The organism is Rhizobium sp. NPDC092011 (assembly GCF_044756305.1).
Lineage (GTDB): Bacteria > Pseudomonadota > Alphaproteobacteria > Rhizobiales > Rhizobiaceae > Rhizobium.
Genome location: NZ_JBIVSO010000005.1, coordinates 22219 through 40514 on the forward strand (window position 1 = coordinate 22219; position 18296 = coordinate 40514).

Here is an 18296-nt window from a genome sequence, read left to right on the forward strand (position 1 = left end):
ATGACCGGCATCGCGGATTTTTCCATCCTGGCCCCTGTGCCGCTGGAGCACCTTCAATCGGGGCGCGCCATCGCCAGCGCCACGGGTTTCGTTGCCTTCGGGTCGCGTAAATGGGAGCTGTTTCGCAAGGTCGACGAACTGCGAGCGGGCTCGCGGGTTCCGGTCCTGATCTATCCATCACATGAGGATGTGCCCGCCAAGCTGAGCTTCGTCGTGTCCTGGCAGGGGTGGTACGTCGGCTGCGAAGAAAGCCAAAACGGCAAACACTCAGAGGGGATGGTGCATCGGCCGCCGACGACAGGCCAATATGCCGCCGACAATCAGGGCCACTGGGCGGTGTTCTGGCATGTTCGCGATCTGCATGAGATGCCCGCCGGGCAGCGGCTGCCGATCTCCGCCATCCAGACCATCAAGGGCGGCTGGCGCAAGACGGCGCCGCCTCGTGGCCCGGAATTAGTCGCCACGCCCTCAACGCTGGAGCTTTCGCTATGAGCGTGAGCCGCCAGATCAAAACCATTGCTGCCGATCCGCCCGACTATTTCCGGTCGATACAGGAGCGCGCGACCAAGCGTTGGGACCAGCTTGAGGCGGACCCGGAGTTGGCCGGCCCTTGGCACCAGCTTTTCAAGCAGGTGCAGAGCCCGCGGCACATTCTATCCGAGTTGCTCCAGAACGCCGACGATGCCGGTGCCAGCGAAGCGCGGGTGTCTATCGAGGACGACCGCTTTGTGTTCGAGCACAATGGTGAGGACTTCATTGAGGCCCATTTCGCCTCGATTTGCCGCTTCGGCTATTCGAACAAGCGTGCTCTGCACACGATCGGCTTCCGGGGGATCGGCTTCAAAAGCACGTTCAGCCTTGGCGACCGGGTGGAGCTATTCACGCCCACGTTAGCGGTCGCGTTCGAGCGCACGCGCTTCACCCAGCCCCACTGGATCGCCGACCGCGACGTGACATCGGGAACCACCCGCATCGAGGTTGCGATCGCCAACCCCTTGCTGCGCCGTGAGGTCGAGAAGAACCTCGACGAGTGGCTGAAGAGCCCGGTGTCTTTGCTGTTCTTCAAGAAGATTCGTCGCCTGCGGATCGGCGACAGCGAGGTGCATTGGCAGAGTCTCGGGCCCGGCCCCATTGCCGAGAGCGAATGGATGGCTTTGGATGAGAAAGCCGATGATCCGTTCCTCCTCGTGCGGTCCGGGGAGGAAGCCTTCCCGGCCGAAGCGCTCGATGAGATCCGCAAGGAGCGGATGCTGGGGGCCGAGGACGGCGGCGATTTCCCGCCCTGCCGCGTGGAGATCGTGCTGGGCGCGAAGGGGCGCCTCTACGTCGTGCTGCCGACCGGCGTGGAAACGACGTTACCTTTCGCCTGCAACGCGCCCTTCATCCAAGACCCCGCACGTGTCAAGATCAAGGACCCGGAGACCTCGCCAACAAATCGCTGGCTGCTGAATCGCGCGGGCGAGTTAGCAGCCACCGCCATGATGGAGTGGCTGGAGCAGACGAAGACCGGTCCGCAAGACCGGGCAGGTGCCTACGGTCTGCTGCCAGACGTTGATCGGGAGGCCGCCACGCTGGAAGGGTCGTGCGGCGCGATCGTCGAACTGGCGTTTGCCGATGCGATCGATGGTCGCCCGGCGTTGCTGACTAAAGACGGGCATCTGGCCGACGCCAAGGCCGCGATCGCTGTGCCGCGGCCGGTGTTCGACATCTGGCCCGCCGACCAGGCCATGGCTCTGCTCGATGCCGAATCACGGCCAGCACTGTGCCAGCATGTGTCGGCGAAGGACCGGACCAAGCTCGTACACTGGGGTCTGGTCGAGGAGTTCTCGAAGACTGACCTGCTTCAGCGCTTGCGCAGCAATCATCTTCCCCGACCGTCAACCTGGCGGCATCTGCTGAACCTTTGGTCTTACATCGCGCCCGAAGTAACGAGTTGGCAGTGCCAAGACGCGGACCGACTGCGGATCGTGCCCGTCCAGGGCAAAGAGGTGCTCTATTCTGCGTCGGAAGTCGTGCGGCTTGGTGAGAAGAAGTTACTCCAGTCGGACGACGACTGGGAATTTTTGGCCGACCATCTGATCGTGCTCAATCAGAATTGGACGCGCTTCCTTGCCGACCAGCGCCGGGGCAAGGGTGATGAGGACGCACGGCACGGCGAGGCCGCCGAGGCGGCTTTCGCTGTACTGGAGGCGATCGGCCTCGACGAAACCAGCGATGTTAATGCCGTCATCGAGCGGGTTGCGGCCGACTACTTTGCGTGCGGTCAGCCGAAGCTGGCCGAATGCGTCCAGATCGCTCAGATAGCAGCTAAGCTCGGCGTCACGATCGGTGAATGCTTCCGCTACGCCTGCGCGGACCGGACGCTCCGCTCCGTCGAAAAGACAGTGCTGTTCGATGAGGACGGCGCACTGGAGGTACTGCTGCCAGAGACAGTCAGGCAAAAGCAGCTTCTGCATCCCGATTATGTTGCCCACCTTAAGTCTTGCACGCGCGAAGAATGGCTTCAATGGATCTCGTCGGGCAAGTCAGGACTGCGGACGTTCCCGCCTCTCGTTGAAGTGAAGACATTCTCCGGACGCGAGGCGTCGCTGAACGTCGAACTTAGGAATCGATTTTTCGCAGGGCGGATCGAATATCGCTACAAGGACCCTTGGTTCCACATTCACGATTGGGACTTCCCGCCCGAGCTATGGGCTCATTGGCAACGTTCAGCAAAGACGGACGACGGCATATGGGCGGTCATTGCCGAGAAAATGATCGCTGAAAGGAGCGATTTCTGGGCACAGAAGGCATCGGCGACAGTCGTCGAGGAAGCTTCCAATGGCAATCGACGAACGGTATTGCGTCGCGGTCTGCTTCCGGCGTGGGCTTCGCGACTTAGGGAACTGCCGTGCCTCCGGGACGTGCGTGGATTCCTCCACAAACCCGGCGATCTCGTGCGCCGAACCCCCGAAACGGAAGCATTTCTTGACGTCGAGCCATTCGTGAATGGGCTGCTTGATCGGGAAACGACACGTCCACTACTCGACCTCCTCGGCGTCCGCAGCACGCCGAGCGGTCCCGAACGTCTGCTCGACCGATTGCGCGCGCTGGCGAAATCCGACAGGGCGCCGCCGCATGAGGTCGAGAAGTGGTATCGCCGCCTGGATCAGATGCTCGACGGTTGCTCGACCGCTGATGGGCAGAACATCAAGAACGCCTTCAAAACCGAGAAGCTGATCCTCGCCCAGGACGGGACGTGGGCGACGTCTGGCGCCGTCTTCCTGGCTGGAGACGAGGAGGATGTCCCCGGCGCCGCGGTTGTCCGCGGTTCCGTGCTCGATCTCAGTCTGTGGCATCGTGTCGGTGTGGCCGACCGTCCGTCCGTCGACCTGGCCCTGCAGTGGCTAGGGACACTGGCCTCCGGCAAGGCGCTGTCGACCGACGACGTCCGACGGGTTCGAACTTTGCTGGTCCGATACCCGACGCGCATTTGGGAAGAACGGCGACACTGGGTGAACCTCGTGGGTGAGTGGGTGCCGGTTGAGACGCTCAACTATTCGCTGAGCATGCAGTCCCTCTTCCGGTGGAGCCACCTACACGAATGGGTCAAGTGCAAAACTGCCGACCTTCAGCGGCTACCGGCAGAGACCGTGCAGGCATCACCGTTCTCGGCTCTTCCGGCGTTGTCGGACCTTGTTGAGGAACGCTTTAAGCAACCATCGTTGCTGGCTACCATGGAAGACAGGCGCGCCTGGCTGACGGCGTTCGGAACCCAGCTCGCGCGGATTGAGCTTGCCGATCTTGCCGATAACGAGCGCGTGCGGGCGTTGGCGGAAGCGATCGCGGCTACGAGTTGGGTCCAGGCACCCAAGCTGGAGGTCGTTCCCTATCTCGACGGGGTGCCCGCCGGCACGGCACGGCTCGCGGACATCCTGTGGCTCGACCGCAAACTGTTCGTCAGCCCGCTATCGAAAGCCAAGCTCGCGAAGCGGGTGCCGGAAGAGATCGGCAAGAGCCTGAGCGCGGATATTCGCGCGGCGCTAGCATATGCATTCGAGCGATCACCCGAGGACATTAAGGACTATCTCGAGGAGAACTTCAATCTCGGTCCTGAGCAGGAAGTGGCCATGCCAGTCGTGGAGGCCCAACCGGCAGCCGCTCCAAACGAGGACGATGACGCCGATGCACCTGCCGAAGACGCGTGCGGTGACGCCGCGCAGGCGCAGGCGGACGATCTCCTCCTGACGGAGGAATACCCATCCGCTACGCAGCCCGAATTTGAGTCGCAAACCGAGGAGCCGGATCGCGAGCTGATCGAAACCGAAATGACGATCCGGCCTCGCGCCGCACCCAGGCCACCGCGATCTAGCGTCATGGCGCGATTTGCACTAGGTCAGGGCTATAAGGCTGATGGCGAGGATCGTTTCTTCCACGCGGACGGGAGCTGGATCGGCCGCACCAACGGCACGCGCTTTCCATGGGAGCGCCGCTCGGCGGGCGGCGAGGTTCTGCGCCACTATCATCCAAAGGAACATTGCCTTGAGCGAGAACCGCTGCAGCTTGAAGCTGACGTCTGGGGTCTGCTAGACCAGAAGCCGGACGTCTATTCGTTCATTCTCATCAACCCAGAGGGTGATCCCGTCGAAATGACGGGCGCCCGCCTACGCGCGCTGCGCGATGGCGGCGAGCTGACCATTCACCCTGCAACGTACAGGCTTGTTTATGACCTCGACGACTAAAACCAAGAAGAAATTGATCGAGGTTGCGATCCCGCTTGAGTCGATTAATGCCGCGTCGGCAAAAGAAAAGGGCAGTCCCTTCCTCAAAGGACATGCGCGTTCTCTCCACCAATGGTGGGCAAGGCGACCAATCGTTGCCTGCCGAGCGATTCTGTTCGCACAGCTTGTCGATGATCCGTCAAGCGACTCCGATCGGTTCCCATCGCACGAGGAACAGGAGGCGGAACGCAACCGCCTCTTCGGTATCATCGAAGATCTTGTGAAATGGGAAAACTCGACCAACGAAGAAGTGTTAGAGCGGGCTCGCGTCGAAATTCGCAAGAGCTGCGGCGGCGAATTGCCCCCGGTCTATGATCCTTTTTCGGGTGGCGGGTCGATCCCGCTGGAGGCACAGCGCCTCGGTCTGCCCGCCTACGGGTCAGATCTAAACCCGGTTGCAGTGATGATCGGCAAGGCGATGATCGAGATACCACCGAAGTTCAAAGATAAAGAACCGATCCATCCGGGTGTGAAAGACCGGCAGTTCTATCGCAATGTCGAGGGTCTTGCCGAGGACGTAAAATACTATGGCGAATGGATACGCGAGAAGGCATTTGAGCGCATAGGACATCTCTACCCGCAAATAAATCTGCCAAAGGAACAGGGTAACGGTAGGGCGACAGTAATTGCCTGGATATGGGCGCGCACAGTGCCCAGCCCCGACCCCGCGTTCTCGACCGTCCAGGTGCCGATCGCATCAAGTTTTCTACTCAGCACGAAGGCCGGCAAGGAAGTGTGGGTTGAGCCCGTTATCGATAAGATAGCAAAAACAATAATTTTTAGGATCAGACAGGGTGGCACAAAAGCCGAGATTGCCATTGCCAAGGAAGGCACCAAGGCGGGCCGAGGCGCTAATTTTCGATGCCTCATGTCGGACACCGCCATTACGCCCGAACACACTATCTTGGCTGGAAAGTCCGGCAAGATGGGGCAAGTTCTCCTTGCGATTGTAAGCGAAGGTAAAGGCGGCCGTGTCTACATTGCGCCGACATCTGAGCATGAAGCTGTCGCGTTTTCTGCCCAGCCAAGCTGGAGGCCTGAACAGCGGCAGCCAGAGAACCCTCGTTGGTTCTCGCCGCCTGCCTACGGAATGGAATCCTTCGGGGATTTGTTCACCAACCGGCAATTGGTCGCGCTGAACACTTTCAGCGATCTGGTCCACGAGGTACGTGCTCAGATTGAGGTTGATGCGCTCGCGGCTGGCCTCACCTCCGAATCCACGCCGCTACGAGATAACGGTAGGGGTGCTCGGGCCTACGCTGAGGCTGTGAGCCTGTATCTCGCGTTTGCACTGGACAAGTCTGCTGATTATGGCAACAGCATCTGCGGTTGGAATTCGACCAACCAGAACATAAGACAGTTGTTCGCTCGGCAAGCCGTCCCCATGAGTTGGGACTTCGTAGAAACGAACTCGTTCGGGAAGATGGCAAGCTTTTCTGGTTTCTGTGAAAGTGTAGCTGGGGGGCTATTAGGGGTTTGGCCCGCGGCCAATGGGAGCGTTACTCAGGCGGATGCCGCTTTTGCCAAGTTTCCTGTAGAGAACTGTGTGATATCGACAGATCCACCGTACTACGACAACATCGGTTATGCAGATTTGTCCGATTTCTTTTATGTGTGGCTTCGGAGATCGATAAAGGAAATATATCCTGAGGTCGCCAGTACTCTTACTGTGCCGAAGGCTGAGGAATTGGTTGCCACTCCTTATCGCCACGGTGGTCGCGACGAAGCAGAGGGCTTTTTTCTTCGCGGAATGACCGCGGCCATCACTAGCTTGGCGACTCAGTCTTCAGATGATTTTCCTGCCACGATCTATTACGCTTTCAAGCAGAGCGAGATTGAGGAAGAAGGTCTTTCGTCGACGGGTTGGGCCACTTTCCTCCAAGCTGTCATCTCAGCAGGTTATTCCATTGTTGGGACGTGGCCCGTTCGTACTGAACGCGCGGCAAGAACAATCGCCTCGGGTACAAACGCCCTCGCCAATTCCGTTGTTCTTGTCTGCCGCAGGCGGCAAGCCACAGCCGACATCATCACCCGTGCTGAGTTCATCCGAGCCCTGAAGCGCGAACTGCCGCCGGCAATTGCCGAGCTTCAAATCGCAAACATCGCTCCTGCAGACATGCCGCAATCAGCTATCGGACCCGGCATGGGCGTGTTTTCACGCTACAAGGCAGTTTTGGAGTCCGGCGACAGCCCGATGAGCGTGAAGACCGCGCTTCAACTCATCAACCGGGAACTTGACGAATATATCGGCGGCATCCAAGGCGAGTTCGATGCCGACACGCGCTTCGCTATCACTTGGTTCGAGCAGAACGGGATTGGTAAGGGCGAATACGGGGTTGCCGACAATCTTGCTCGGGCGCGCGGCATCTCGGTCGAACGCGTCAAGCACGCCGGCCTCGTCGAAAGCGCCGCTGGGAAGGTCCGCATCTTAACCCGCGATGAACTCGACGAGGATTGGGACCCAGAGGAGGACCGTCACCTAACGGTATGGGAATGCCTCCAGCATCTGGTCCGTTCCCACGAGAAGGGCGGCATTTCTCACGACACCGCCGTTTTGCTGAAGAAGATCAACATACATGCCGAGGCCGTTAAGGATCTCGCATACTGCCTCTACGACATCAGCGCCAACAAGCGGAAGGATGCCAAGGAGGCCACGGCCTACAATGCCTTGATCGCTGACTGGACCGAGCTGACGAAGGCGGCAGCGACCATCCACGACATAAGCGGGGATCGCCAGACCCGCATGGATATTTGAGGGGGAACGGGACGTGGCAAAGAGTACGCGCCAATATGTATTTGAAGGCATGGAACTGCTGCCGGCGGCACTGATCCCCTTCGTCGAAAAGAGGCTGGAAACCTCGCTCAAGGGGCACTGGCAGGTGCAGGTTCTGGAAAAGCTGGCAAGCCTGCGCCCCAACAGCAACGGCGACGTTGCCTGGGACCACGCCGCGCTGTTTAACGCGATGGATCGCTTCTGGACCGAGGCGTTCAAGGCCGTTCTCGGCCGCGCCGAGCGGTCGCTGGTCAATGAGCTGGGCGACGTTCGCAACAAGCTCTCGCACAGCGAGACCTTTACCTATGACGACGCCGAACGGGCGCTCGATTCCATGCGTCGGCTGATGGAGGCGATCAGCGCTGGTGAGATTGCCGAGCAGCTCGGCAAGATGCGCGACACTATCCTGCGCACAAAGTTCACAGAACTGGCGCGAAACGAGGAGCGGCGGAAAACCCAGCGCCTTGAAATCTCGGTCGAGACTGTGGCGGGCCTGCTGCCGTGGCGTGAGGTGGTCGAGCCGCACCAGGATGTCGCCACTGGTGAGTTTCAGCAGGCAGAGTTCGCGGCCGATCTGGCCAAGGTCCATTCGGGAAGCGCACCGTCAGAATACCGCGATCCGCGCCAGTTTTTCAGTCGCACTTATCTGACGGAGGGATTGAGCGCATTGCTGATCGGTGCGGCCAAACGGCTTTCCGGTAGCGGCGGCGATCCCGTCGTCGAGCTGCAAACCAACTTTGGTGGCGGCAAGACGCACTCGATGCTGGCCCTTTATCACATGGCGGGGCCGACGCCGGTGCAGGATCTGTCGGGCCTGGATCAGTTGCTCGACAGGCTCGGTCTGACCGTGCCCGAGGGTATCAACCGGGCGGTTCTCGTCGGCACGTCGCGAGGACCGCAGGACGTTCTCCACGTCGAAGGCGACCGCAAGGTTCGCACGACCTGGGGCGAACTGGCCTGGCAACTTGGCGGCGCTGACGCCTTCGCCATGGTGGCGGAGAATGACGCCAGCGGCATCGCGCCGGGCTCGAACCTCTTGGAGGCACTCTTCAAGAAATATGCGCCGTGCCTGATCCTAATTGACGAATGGGTTGCTTATCTGCGGCAAATCTACAAGGTCGAGGGGCTGCCATCGGGATCGTTCGACGCGAACCTGTCCTTCGTCCAGTCGCTGACCGAAGCGGTCAAGGCCAGCCCCGGCACGTTGCTGGTCGCCTCCTTGCCGGCGTCGCAGATCGAAGTGGGCGGCGAAGGCGGTCAGGAGGCGCTAGCCCGCCTCAAGCAAACCTTCAGCCGTGTCGAGTCCTCGTGGCGACCGGCAAGCCAGGAAGAGAGCTATGAGATCGTCCGGCGGCGTCTGTTCAAGGAAATCTCCGGCGACAAGTTCCATCACCGCGACAACACGCTGAAGCAGTTCGCCAAGCTGTATCGGGAGAATGCCAACGATTTCCCGCAGGGCTGCGCGGATGAAGACTACCGGCGCAAGCTGGAGAAAGCCTATCCGATCCATCCCGAGCTGTTCGACCAGCTCTATACAAGCTGGGGATCGCTCGAAAAATTCCAGCGCACGCGCGGCGTTCTGCGCCTGATGGCGCAGGCCATTCACGAGCTTTGGATGAATGCCGATCCATCGGTGATGATCATGCCGGGCAGCGTGGCGGTGAGTTCGCCCCGCGTGGAGCCGGAATTGCTCCATTATCTCGATGTGACCTGGCAATCGATCATCGCCGGAGATGTCGATGGCACGGCGTCCACCCCATACAAGGTCGACCAATCCGCGCCCAACCTGAACCGCTATTCCGCGACCCGGCGCGTCGCCCGCGCGATTTTCATGGGGACCGCGCCAACCGCGCAGCAGCAGAACACGGGCCTCGACGACAAGCAGATCAATCTTGGCGTTGTGCAGCCGGGGGAGAGGCCGTCGATCTTCGGTGATGCGCTGCGTCGGCTGACCAACCAGGCCAAATTCATGCACGCCGATCTTGGCCGGTACTGGTACTCCATGTCGGCGAGCCTCAACCGTATCGCTGCGGACAAGGCGGCGCAGATCGAGGCGGCGCTGGTCGATGTGACGATCGATGCCGAACTCGGAAAGTATGTTAACGGCCTTGGCGATCGCGGGCATTTCGACTCCGTGCAGGTCGCCCCGGCTTCATCGGCCGAAGTTCCAGATGAAGCGGGCGGCGTGCGCGCCGTGGTGCTGGGCGTCAAACATCCGCATAACGGGCGGGACGGCTCGGAGGCATTGGTCGAGGCGAGAGACATTCTCACGCAACGCGGCAGCACCCCGCGTGTCTATCGCAACATGCTCGTCTTCATCGCCGCGGAAGCCCGGCAACTCGACCATCTGAGAGATGCTGTGCGCGCCTCCTTGGCCTGGGGCGAAATCGTCCGTGACAAGGAGCGCCTTGAACTCCGACCGAGCGACCAAAAGCTGGCCGACGCCAAGTTGGCCGAAGCGAAAGAGACGATGAAGACCCGCCTTAAGGAGGCGTGGTGCTATCTGCATTATCCGGCCCAGGAGAGCGCCCAAGCCGATTGGGAATGGGTGTCGGGCAAGATTCCGGCGCAGGACGGGTTATTGGCCCGTGCCAGCAAGAAGCTGGTGGCGGAAGAAGGCTTGCTCATCGAACTAGGCCCGTCGCGCCTAGATCGCGACCTTCAAAAATACATCTGGAACGACCAGCCGCGACTGTCGCTGAAGGACCTGCGGGAATATCTCAACCGCTACATCTATCTGCCGCGGATCAAGAACCAAGACGTGCTGGTCAAGGCTGTGCACGCGGCCGTGAGCGGCATGCTGCCCGGTCCGTTCGCTTATGCCGAGCGATGGGACGAGAAGTCAGACACCTATCTGGGGCTGGCGATTGATCGGGCGGCAAACACCGTGGTCGTGATAGACACCGACAGTGTCCTCGTGAAACCCGCGGTCGCCGAGGGGCACAGACCTTCGCCCCCCCAACCTGGCCCAACAGGCGACCCAGGCCCTAACAAGGAACCACCGGGGCCTGATGATCTCCCTGGTGGCGAGCCGCCGGGATCACCGCCTGCAGAGAAGAAGCCGACCCGGTTTACAGGGGCGGTGATGATTTCGTCGGAGCGGCCAGCGAGAGATATTCATCAAGTCGTAGAAGCGATCGTAGAGCAGCTCACTACGTTGCGTGGTAGCCAAGTGAAACTCAGACTTGAGATCGACGCCGAAATTCCTGACGGTCTTGATCGTGCCAAGGTGCGAACATTGGTCGAGAACGCCAATACGTTAGGCTTTATCGAGAAATCGATTGAATGATCGCGGTAGAGTTGTGGATGTCGTTGGTTCTGAGATGCCTACCAACTTATCGCTTGGTCTTGCGTGAAAGTAGCTACCTCATGATCTTCCGCCATAGCATCGGCCTGATTCTAACACAACTATTAGGCTTGCGTCGCGATGATCGACCTATCCATCGATGACGTCATGATCTGGGTGGGCCCCGAGGTTGACGAGAGACACTTGATGCCTCCGTTCAACATTGGCTACGCCGCAAGGCGTAGCGTTCGCTGACACACTCACGGGTGCGCTGCCGAGAATGCCTGCATCGCCAATGGGATGTAACGGGGCTTGGCGCGAGGCCGATCTTGACGGTACCACTGACCGGATGCGAAGGCATTGCATATGAATATCGAACTCTTGTGCCAACTCCTGGATGACGTTCGTTACAGTGCCGGACGTTCATTTTCCGGCCTAGGTGTTTTAGTGAGCGCCAATTTGAGCGAGCTTCCAATCGTTCCCTTGAGACCACTGGCGCCTATTTCATCGTTGCAAACAACTCGCGAAATTCTCATCGCGATCTCAGACCAGACTCATGAACTGCATGATGGCTTTCATATACTGGCACCCGACCTACAACTTGTCCGGCTGTCGCAGTACTTCTCACCACCGGTCGTCCCGCAACTCTCAGCGGATCCTCAGCGGCGTGTGGGCGGCCGATATATGGCGGCATTGTTTGGTTCAACGTTGGAAGGCATCCTCGCCAGCGGGGTCGCCAGTGCTAACTATGGCGTCGCCGTGTTCGAGAATGGGCGGGAAGTGGCCACAAAACCATGATGGATGAAGAGAAGGCCCCGCCGATTGGGTTCTCAGACCTCGCCTTCCCCGATGTGTCGGGCAAATGGGCGATGGAGATTTATTGGGTTCGCGGCGACGAGAATGGCCGTGTGGATGCGGAGGCATTCATTCGGCAGGACAGAGATGGCATCGGCATGACGGTTCGCTCGGGGGGCTCTGATTCGCACACTTTATTAGTTCAGTCTCGGAGAGACGTCTCCGGAGACCCAATCCTATACTACATGTATGAAGTTGAGCCCCGAGCCACCCACTCAGATGCCGCTGGACCCTATAAAGGCGCAGCGATACTACGTTACTACCAGCATGGCGAGGAGTTGAGCGGCAATTACTGGACGAGCCAGCGCACGTCGGGACGATTTAAGCTCATTCGCAAGCCTGACGCCATAGAGGCAACAATGGACGACACAACCGACGTACTTTTAATAACCGCAATCAAGGAAGAGTATGACGCGGCCAAGGCGACGTTAAGCGCAAACGAACTCGACGGCGATGGCGTGCGCAACTGGACAGCGCTCGAAGCGGCTACGAATTTGCCTCATGACCGCGGCGTTTTCTATCATGAGGGACAGGCACTTTTCTCGATCTCGATTGCACGACCTTCACGTATGGGTGGAATCGAAACTGGGCAATTCGCGGGTCGGCTCGCCGACCGGTTGCAGCCCAATTGTTTGGTGATGTGCGGTGTTTGCGCCGGCAACCCCAAAGATCTTGCGCTCGGTGATATAGTCGTGTCGGAACTTGCTTATCAATATGACGAAGGAAAGCGAGAGGTTAGCGGCTTTACCGGTGATCACCGGCAATCGCTGGTGAGTGAAGGTTGGCGGCGTGCGGCTGAGTTGCTGCGACCTGAAGCGTTGCCAAGTTTCGGAAGGCCCTCATCACGCGATGCGCGTTATTGGTTGCTTGAGCGAGTTCACGCCGGTGGCAATCCTAAGGAGCATCCGGCACGGACACGCTATTTTGCCAAGGGCGAATGGGCCGCAATGATCGATACTCTGCAGGCGGAGAAGATCATCGAGCTGGACGGGACCTCCCTGAAGTTGACGCCCGGGGGTGTGGCCGAGGTCGAGCATTCGCTTATACGTGACGTCGATCCACCTGAGCAATTGCCTTTCGCAATCAAAGTTGGCCCGATTGCCAGCGGCAATGTCGTAGTGAAGGATGGGATCACTTGGGAAAGCCTCAAGGATATGGGTGTGCGTAGCGTGATCGGTCTCGAGATGGAGGCTGCGGCGATCGGCCGAGCGGCAGGAGCATCGGGGGTACCCGAATGGATTGTCGTCAAGGGCGTCATGGACTATGCCGACCCTCAAAAGGATGATCGGTACAAGCCTTTCGCGGCTCGTGCATCAAGCGAGGTTCTACGCGCTTTTTTGGTCGGGAGGTTCATCGCGGGACCAGTAGGCAAGTTCTGTCAGCCTTCTGTGCCGCCGTCGTCTTTGGCTGGCTCCATGTCTTCAGGCAACTCAGTGCTTGTAAGCTCTACGGCTAGCGCAATGCCTAATCGCTGGCGGCCTAACACGATCGCAGGCGCCTTCTTCGACGAATTGCGTGACTCCATCGAGCGGAATGCCCCAAGCTTCTCTGGTACCTACGAACTCGCCGTTGAAGTCGCTCGCCAAGCACAGGAGCAAGCCTCTTTGGCCTTCGACAAGAGCGATGCGGTCAGAGCGGCGATCGGGGATCATATCTCTCGTACGCATCGCGGAAAGATCAGTAAAAAGCCTGTCGTTTTGCCGGTTCCTGCGAAAGAAGGCATTCGTCCACTCATCGCCAAGATCTGGAACACTCACGACGAATATCTTGGAGAGGCTACCGGCAGCGAACCGGACGGTCTTGGTGTCCAGCGCGCATATGAGTTTTCCGAAGAGCTGACACCAAGCCTTCTTGCGACCTATGCCGGTTGCATGGAGGCCGGCAAGTATGGGCCACTGGGCGTTTTCACATTTTTCGATCAATCACACTTTGCGGGTCGCTGGGCCTCCGGTCACCCCAATTTCGGCTATCGTGAGTATATTGGAACGAGGACCGAGCTTGACTGTGACTTCTATCTCGGTGCAATGCGCGGGGTGGCCAACCATCTCCAGCCGTTCTGGCATCCGCATGGAAAAGGGATAGCGGTTGACGCAGGGACGCGGCGGGTGCGCTGCGGTGTGCTCGACAATGGCGAATTCCACCAAGTTCATTTCGAATTCGCTATCTGACTGATCGGATTGCGTCGTATATGTAGGTGTCTAACTTCGATGTCATGGTCTGTGAGGCGATACCGCGCTGCGGCGTCGTAAGCGGCCCGCCGCGTGCGGCGCTGTCTGATGCGGTGCGAATCGAGAGGTTTTTTCATAGCGGCAATCGAGGTGAGATCCGTCTCATCCTACCTGATTGCCGCGCTATAGGCTTTTTCGCCTTTTACATCCGGGAGCTGCCGGTGCGATATCGGTTTCAAACTGTTCAGTGCGTAACTTGAGGTGAATGCCCGAGTTGATGGACAACTTACCAAGCGGAACTAATTTCCGCGGATGTAGAAACTGACTGACTAGTTTTGCAAGTCTCGGCGCGATCAGGCCCCCGCAACCAATAATCCCCCAATACAATACATAGCGCTACCAAAGCCAGAACAGCGGCTAAACTTCAGAATGCCGGCAAGACCGCAGTCTAACGTAGCAATGATCTGTACTGGAAAAGCCGCCATTTGAGGCGGCTTTTGTGTTTCTAGGCACATGCCTTCAAGCCGTAGTTCATGAAGAGCCACGATGGAGGTGGGGTGTCCCGCAATCCTTTAGAACTGGACGATATCGCTCGCAGACCGGGCATAAGCACCAAGCGAAGCTGCCCGCTGGCAAGCCAGCGGGCAGGGAATGTCGTTGGTCGTTTTACAAGCGCCGATATCAGCTTCTTGGCTTGAGATTCTCAGCATCATAGAGCGGCTTGTAGCCGACGCTGACAACCTCTACCGGATAGATCTCTCCGAAATATTCGACCTTCAGCTTGCGGCCCTCCTGGGCGTAAGACCAGGGGAGGTAGGCGAGCGCGATGTTCTTGCCGATGGTCGGGCCGTAGGCCATCGAGGTGGTGAAGGAGCGTCGACCGAGTTCGTCGATCAGCGTTTCGCCGGTCTCGAGGTCCATGACCGGCAGGATGCCGACGGGGTAGCGCGCCACACCGTTGGAGTCGATATTGTCGGTGACGACGAGCGTGCAGAGCATGGCGGGCTGATGTTCCCTGGCGCGATATTCGAGGTGCTTGGCCTTGCCGCGGAAATCAGCTTCCTTGACCTTCGGGCGGGCCAGATCGGCTTCGAGCAGATTATATTCCGTCAGCAGGTCGGCATTCTGCAGGCGCAGGCTCTTTTCCATGCGGCGGCTATTGGCATAGGTCTCTACGCCGACGGCGATCGCGCCTGTCGAGCGCAGCGCATCCCAGACGGCCAGTGCGTCGCCATACGCCATGTGCAATTCCCAGCCCTGTTCGCCGACATAGGAGATGCGGAACGCGGTGACATTCTTGCCGGCGATTCGGATCTGCTTGATGGCGGCGAAGGGGAAGTTTTCCTGCGACAGCATTTCTGGGTTCTCGACGACCTTCTGCAGATTGGTGCGGGCGTTCGGTCCCCAGATGCCGATCGTGACGTAACGCTCGGTGACGTCGGTGACGGTGACGTCGAAACCCTTGTCCTGTGCCACGCGGCGCATGTAGTGGAAATCGCGCGGGCCGGCATCGGCGCCGTCGATCAGACGGCAGCGGTCGGCCATGCGGATGACGGTGAAGTCGGCGCGCACCATGCCCTCATCGTCGAGGAAGTGGGTGTAGATGCCCTTGTCGATATTGGCGTCGCCGCCGATCTTGGCCGCGCAGAGCCATTCCAGCAGCTCGACATGATCAGGACCTTCGATGTCGTACATCGCGAAATGCGAGAGGTTGATGATGCCGCAATCTTCGCTCAGCGCCAGGTGCTCGGCATTGGAGACGCGCCAGAAGTGGCGGTTGTCCCATTCGTTTGCACGCACCGGGATGCGGTCGCCGTATTTTTCCAGCAGGTGCTCGTTTGCGGCATAGCCGTGCGCGCGCTCCCAGCCGCCCAGTTCCATGAAGTAGCCGCCGAGTTCCTTTTCGCGCTCATAGAAGGGTGAGCGGCGGACATTGCGACCGGTCGCATAGGGCTCGCGTGGATGAACCGCGGGATTGTAGATCTTCTGGGCAGCCTCGGTACAGCGGCCTTCGATGAACTTCTCTTCCAGCATATGCGGGTAGAAGCGGGAATAATCGATCCTGTTATGGTCGATCGACGTGCGGCCGTCGGTCATCCAGTCTGCGACGAGCTTGCCGAAGCCGGGGCCGTCCTTCACCCAGATGGCGACGCAGTACCAGAGACCGCGGACCTTTTGGCTCTCGCCCACGGATGGGCCGCCATCGGTCGTGACCTGCAAAAGACCGTTGAAGGAATGGCCTTCATTGTAGCCGAGCTCTCCGAGGATCGGCGTCAGTTCCATAGCGCGCTCGAGCGGCTCGATGATCTGCTCCATGTCGAGATCGCGCTGCGAAGGCGAGAGGCGAGCCTCGTGCTTCTCGAGAAGATCGCGGGGATGGCAGAGGCGCGGGTTCTTCTCCTCGTAGTAACCCCATTCGATCTGGCCGCCTTCGGCAGTCTTCGGATCGCCAGTGTCGCGCATATAGGCGGAGTTGCCCTGGTCGCGCATCAGCGGGAAGCCGATTTCCTTGCCGGTGTTGGCAAATTCATTGTAGGGGCCGAAGAAGGTCAGCGGGTGGTCGACCGGCATGACTGGCAGGTCCTCGCCGACCATCTCGGCGATCAGGCGACCCCAGAGACCGGCGCAGACGATGACATAGTCGGCTTCGATGGTGCCGCGATGGGTGACGACGCCGGAGATGCGGCCGTCCTTGACGATCAGGGATTGGGCGGGCGTATTGGCGAAGGAGACGAGCTTGCCGCTCTTTTCGCCTTCATCGATCAGCTTGCCGGCAACCGTCTGAGAGCGCGGAATGACGAGGCCGGCATCCGGGTCCCACATGCCGCCCTGAACCATGCTTTCCTCGATCAGCGGGAATTTTTCCTTGATCTCGGCCGGTTCGACCAGGCTCACGCGTGTACCAAAGGCCTTGCCCGAGGTAACCTTGCGCTTGATTTCCGCCATGCGATCGTCATCACCGACACGAGCGACTTCGAGGCCGCCGACACGCGCATAGTGGCCGAGCTTATCGTAGAAATCGATGGAGTAGAGTGTCGTCCAGCAGGAGAGAAAATCATGACTGGTCGTGTAGCAGAAGTCGGAGGCATGAGCTGTCGAGCCGATATCGGTCGGGATGCCTGATTTGTCGATGCCGACAATATCGTCCCAGCCGCGCTCGATCAGATGGTGGGCGATCGAAGCGCCGACGATACCGCCGAGCCCGATGATGACGACCTTCGCCTTTTGAGGAAATACTGCCATTGCGTGCGACCCTGATTGATACTGGTAGCGGATTTTATGATGTGTGCGGCGGCGACCAGAGCCTGTCTACGACATATTCAAGATGCTTGCACGACGACCTGCGTGCCGTAGCCTTCGGGATGCGCCGGATTTCACAGTAGGGAACGTGCCTCTATCTTGTCGCAATGGCGACGATGGCCATCCGCTATGGGCCGTCAACCCTATTGCGGAATGGATTGCATCATGACTTCACGGCGCAGGATCGGGCCCTCGTTGCCGAAATAGGTCGCCAGTAACTTCGTGAAATCGTCAGATTGATAGAGGTCGGTCAATGTCTGATCGACGAGCAGACGGAAGGCTGAATCATCCTGCTTGAGCGCGATACCGTAGGGTTCGTGGGTGAACAGCCGGTTCCCGATGGCCAGCGAAGATGGATTGCGGGCGCGGGCTGCAAGATCGAAGAGCAGTGCGCGATCGGCGAAATAGGCATCGATCCTGTGGCTTTCGAGCGCAGCAAGGCCATCCTGATGGGTCGCAAAGTCCTCTATGCGTGTTTTCGGCACGTCGGATCCGAGCGCTTCGCGCAACGTCGCACCCGTGGTCGTATTGGAGCGGACGCCGATCGCGCTCTTGGCGGGCGCTTGCTTGCTGGAGGCAAGGGTTGGCCGCTTGTCGAGGAAAAGTGCCATCAGATAGTCGGGCGAATCCTTGCGCAGAAGGGCACTCGCACCGGTCAGGAAGATCGGCTGCGAGAAGTCGACGCTCTGGCGTCTGGCAAGGTTGATGGTCAAGGCGCCGCACAGAAGGTCGATCCGGCCGTCCTTCACGGCGTTGAAGCCATCGGCGAGGGTCGTTTCGACGTAGTCGCGCGTTAAGTTGGGGATCTTGTGTCCGACAGCATCGGCGATCTTGCCGCAGAGATCCACCGCATAGCCTGTCGGATTGCCTTCCTTGTTTTTGAAGGAGAACGGTGCCTCGTCGTTGATATAGCCGATACGGATGACACTCTTTTGCGCGATCAGATCGAGCGTCTGGCCGGAGGCAGCGGCATAGGCGGAAAGGCCCAGGGCAACGCCTGCAAAAATCAATCGTCTCATGCAGTTCGCCAGCATGGTTCTGATCTCCGAAAAATTGGTGGCGATCGCAAAGGCTTGGGCGCAGATTATGGTCTGGCTGACTTTTGTCAACGATGGATTGTCAAAGGCGTTTGACCCATCGCACAAGGGTGGTGA

At 59.3% G+C, this 18296-nt stretch carries 8 protein-coding genes; 6 read left to right on the forward strand and 2 right to left on the reverse strand.

Going from position 1 to position 18296, the window contains the following annotated elements:
- The 6 genes from ACIQJ2_RS21300 to ACIQJ2_RS21325 all read left to right on the forward strand — a co-directional run bounded on the left by ACIQJ2_RS21300 (nucleotide 1) and on the right by ACIQJ2_RS21325 (nucleotide 13842).
- Entirely contained in the window at nucleotides 1-492 is a 492-nt protein-coding gene (locus ACIQJ2_RS21300; protein ID WP_400677574.1) for a hypothetical protein, read from the forward strand.
- On the forward strand, nucleotides 489-4721 hold the full coding sequence (locus tag ACIQJ2_RS21305; protein ID WP_400677576.1) for a sacsin N-terminal ATP-binding-like domain-containing protein: 4233 nt from the start codon (nucleotides 489-491) through the stop codon (nucleotides 4719-4721). Before ACIQJ2_RS21300 ends, ACIQJ2_RS21305 begins: the two co-directional genes overlap by 4 nt.
- Entirely contained in the window at nucleotides 4705-7515 is a 2811-nt protein-coding gene (locus tag ACIQJ2_RS21310; RefSeq protein WP_400677579.1) for a DUF1156 domain-containing protein, read from the forward strand. The genes ACIQJ2_RS21305 and ACIQJ2_RS21310 overlap by 17 nt, the downstream gene beginning before the upstream one ends.
- A 13-nt stretch (nucleotides 7516-7528) precedes the next feature.
- The gene (locus ACIQJ2_RS21315) at nucleotides 7529-10822 is read left to right on the forward strand and encodes a DUF499 domain-containing protein (RefSeq protein WP_400677581.1); all 3294 of its coding nucleotides are present in this window, start codon (nucleotides 7529-7531) and stop codon (nucleotides 10820-10822) included.
- A gap of 363 nt (nucleotides 10823-11185) precedes the next feature.
- Nucleotides 11186-11617 carry a hypothetical protein gene (locus ACIQJ2_RS21320; protein WP_400677584.1) on the forward strand — a complete coding sequence of 144 codons (432 nt, stop codon included), beginning with the start codon at nucleotides 11186-11188 and terminating at the stop codon, nucleotides 11615-11617.
- Complete coding sequence (locus tag ACIQJ2_RS21325) at nucleotides 11614-13842, forward strand: hypothetical protein (protein WP_400677586.1); 2229 nt, start codon at nucleotides 11614-11616, stop codon at nucleotides 13840-13842. The genes ACIQJ2_RS21320 and ACIQJ2_RS21325 overlap by 4 nt, the downstream gene beginning before the upstream one ends.
- A 681-nt stretch (nucleotides 13843-14523) precedes the next feature.
- Here the strand turns inward: ACIQJ2_RS21325 and ACIQJ2_RS21330 are convergent.
- Nucleotides 14524-17085: an FAD-dependent oxidoreductase gene (locus tag ACIQJ2_RS21330; RefSeq protein ID WP_400677588.1), complete on the reverse strand. Its 2562-nt coding sequence runs from the start codon at nucleotides 17083-17085 to the stop codon at nucleotides 14524-14526.
- A 200-nt stretch (nucleotides 17086-17285) separates the two neighbouring features.
- Complete coding sequence (locus tag ACIQJ2_RS21335) at nucleotides 17286-18176, reverse strand: amino acid ABC transporter substrate-binding protein (protein WP_400677591.1); 891 nt, start codon at nucleotides 18174-18176, stop codon at nucleotides 17286-17288.
- Nucleotides 18177-18296: the final 120 nt, after the last annotated feature.

Coding starts and splice junctions, on each gene's coding strand:
- ACIQJ2_RS21300 (WP_400677574.1), top strand. CDS start 1: ATGACCGGCATCGCGGATTTTTCCATCCTGGCCCCTGTGCCGCTGGAG.
- ACIQJ2_RS21305 (WP_400677576.1), top strand. CDS start 489: ATGAGCGTGAGCCGCCAGATCAAAACCATTGCTGCCGATCCGCCCGAC.
- ACIQJ2_RS21310 (WP_400677579.1), top strand. CDS start 4,705: ATGACCTCGACGACTAAAACCAAGAAGAAATTGATCGAGGTTGCGATC.
- ACIQJ2_RS21320 (WP_400677584.1), top strand. CDS start 11,186: ATGAATATCGAACTCTTGTGCCAACTCCTGGATGACGTTCGTTACAGT.
- ACIQJ2_RS21325 (WP_400677586.1), top strand. CDS start 11,614: ATGATGGATGAAGAGAAGGCCCCGCCGATTGGGTTCTCAGACCTCGCC.
- ACIQJ2_RS21330 (WP_400677588.1), bottom strand. CDS start 17,085: ATGGCAGTATTTCCTCAAAAGGCGAAGGTCGTCATCATCGGGCTCGGC.
- ACIQJ2_RS21335 (WP_400677591.1), bottom strand. CDS start 18,176: ATGCTGGCGAACTGCATGAGACGATTGATTTTTGCAGGCGTTGCCCTG.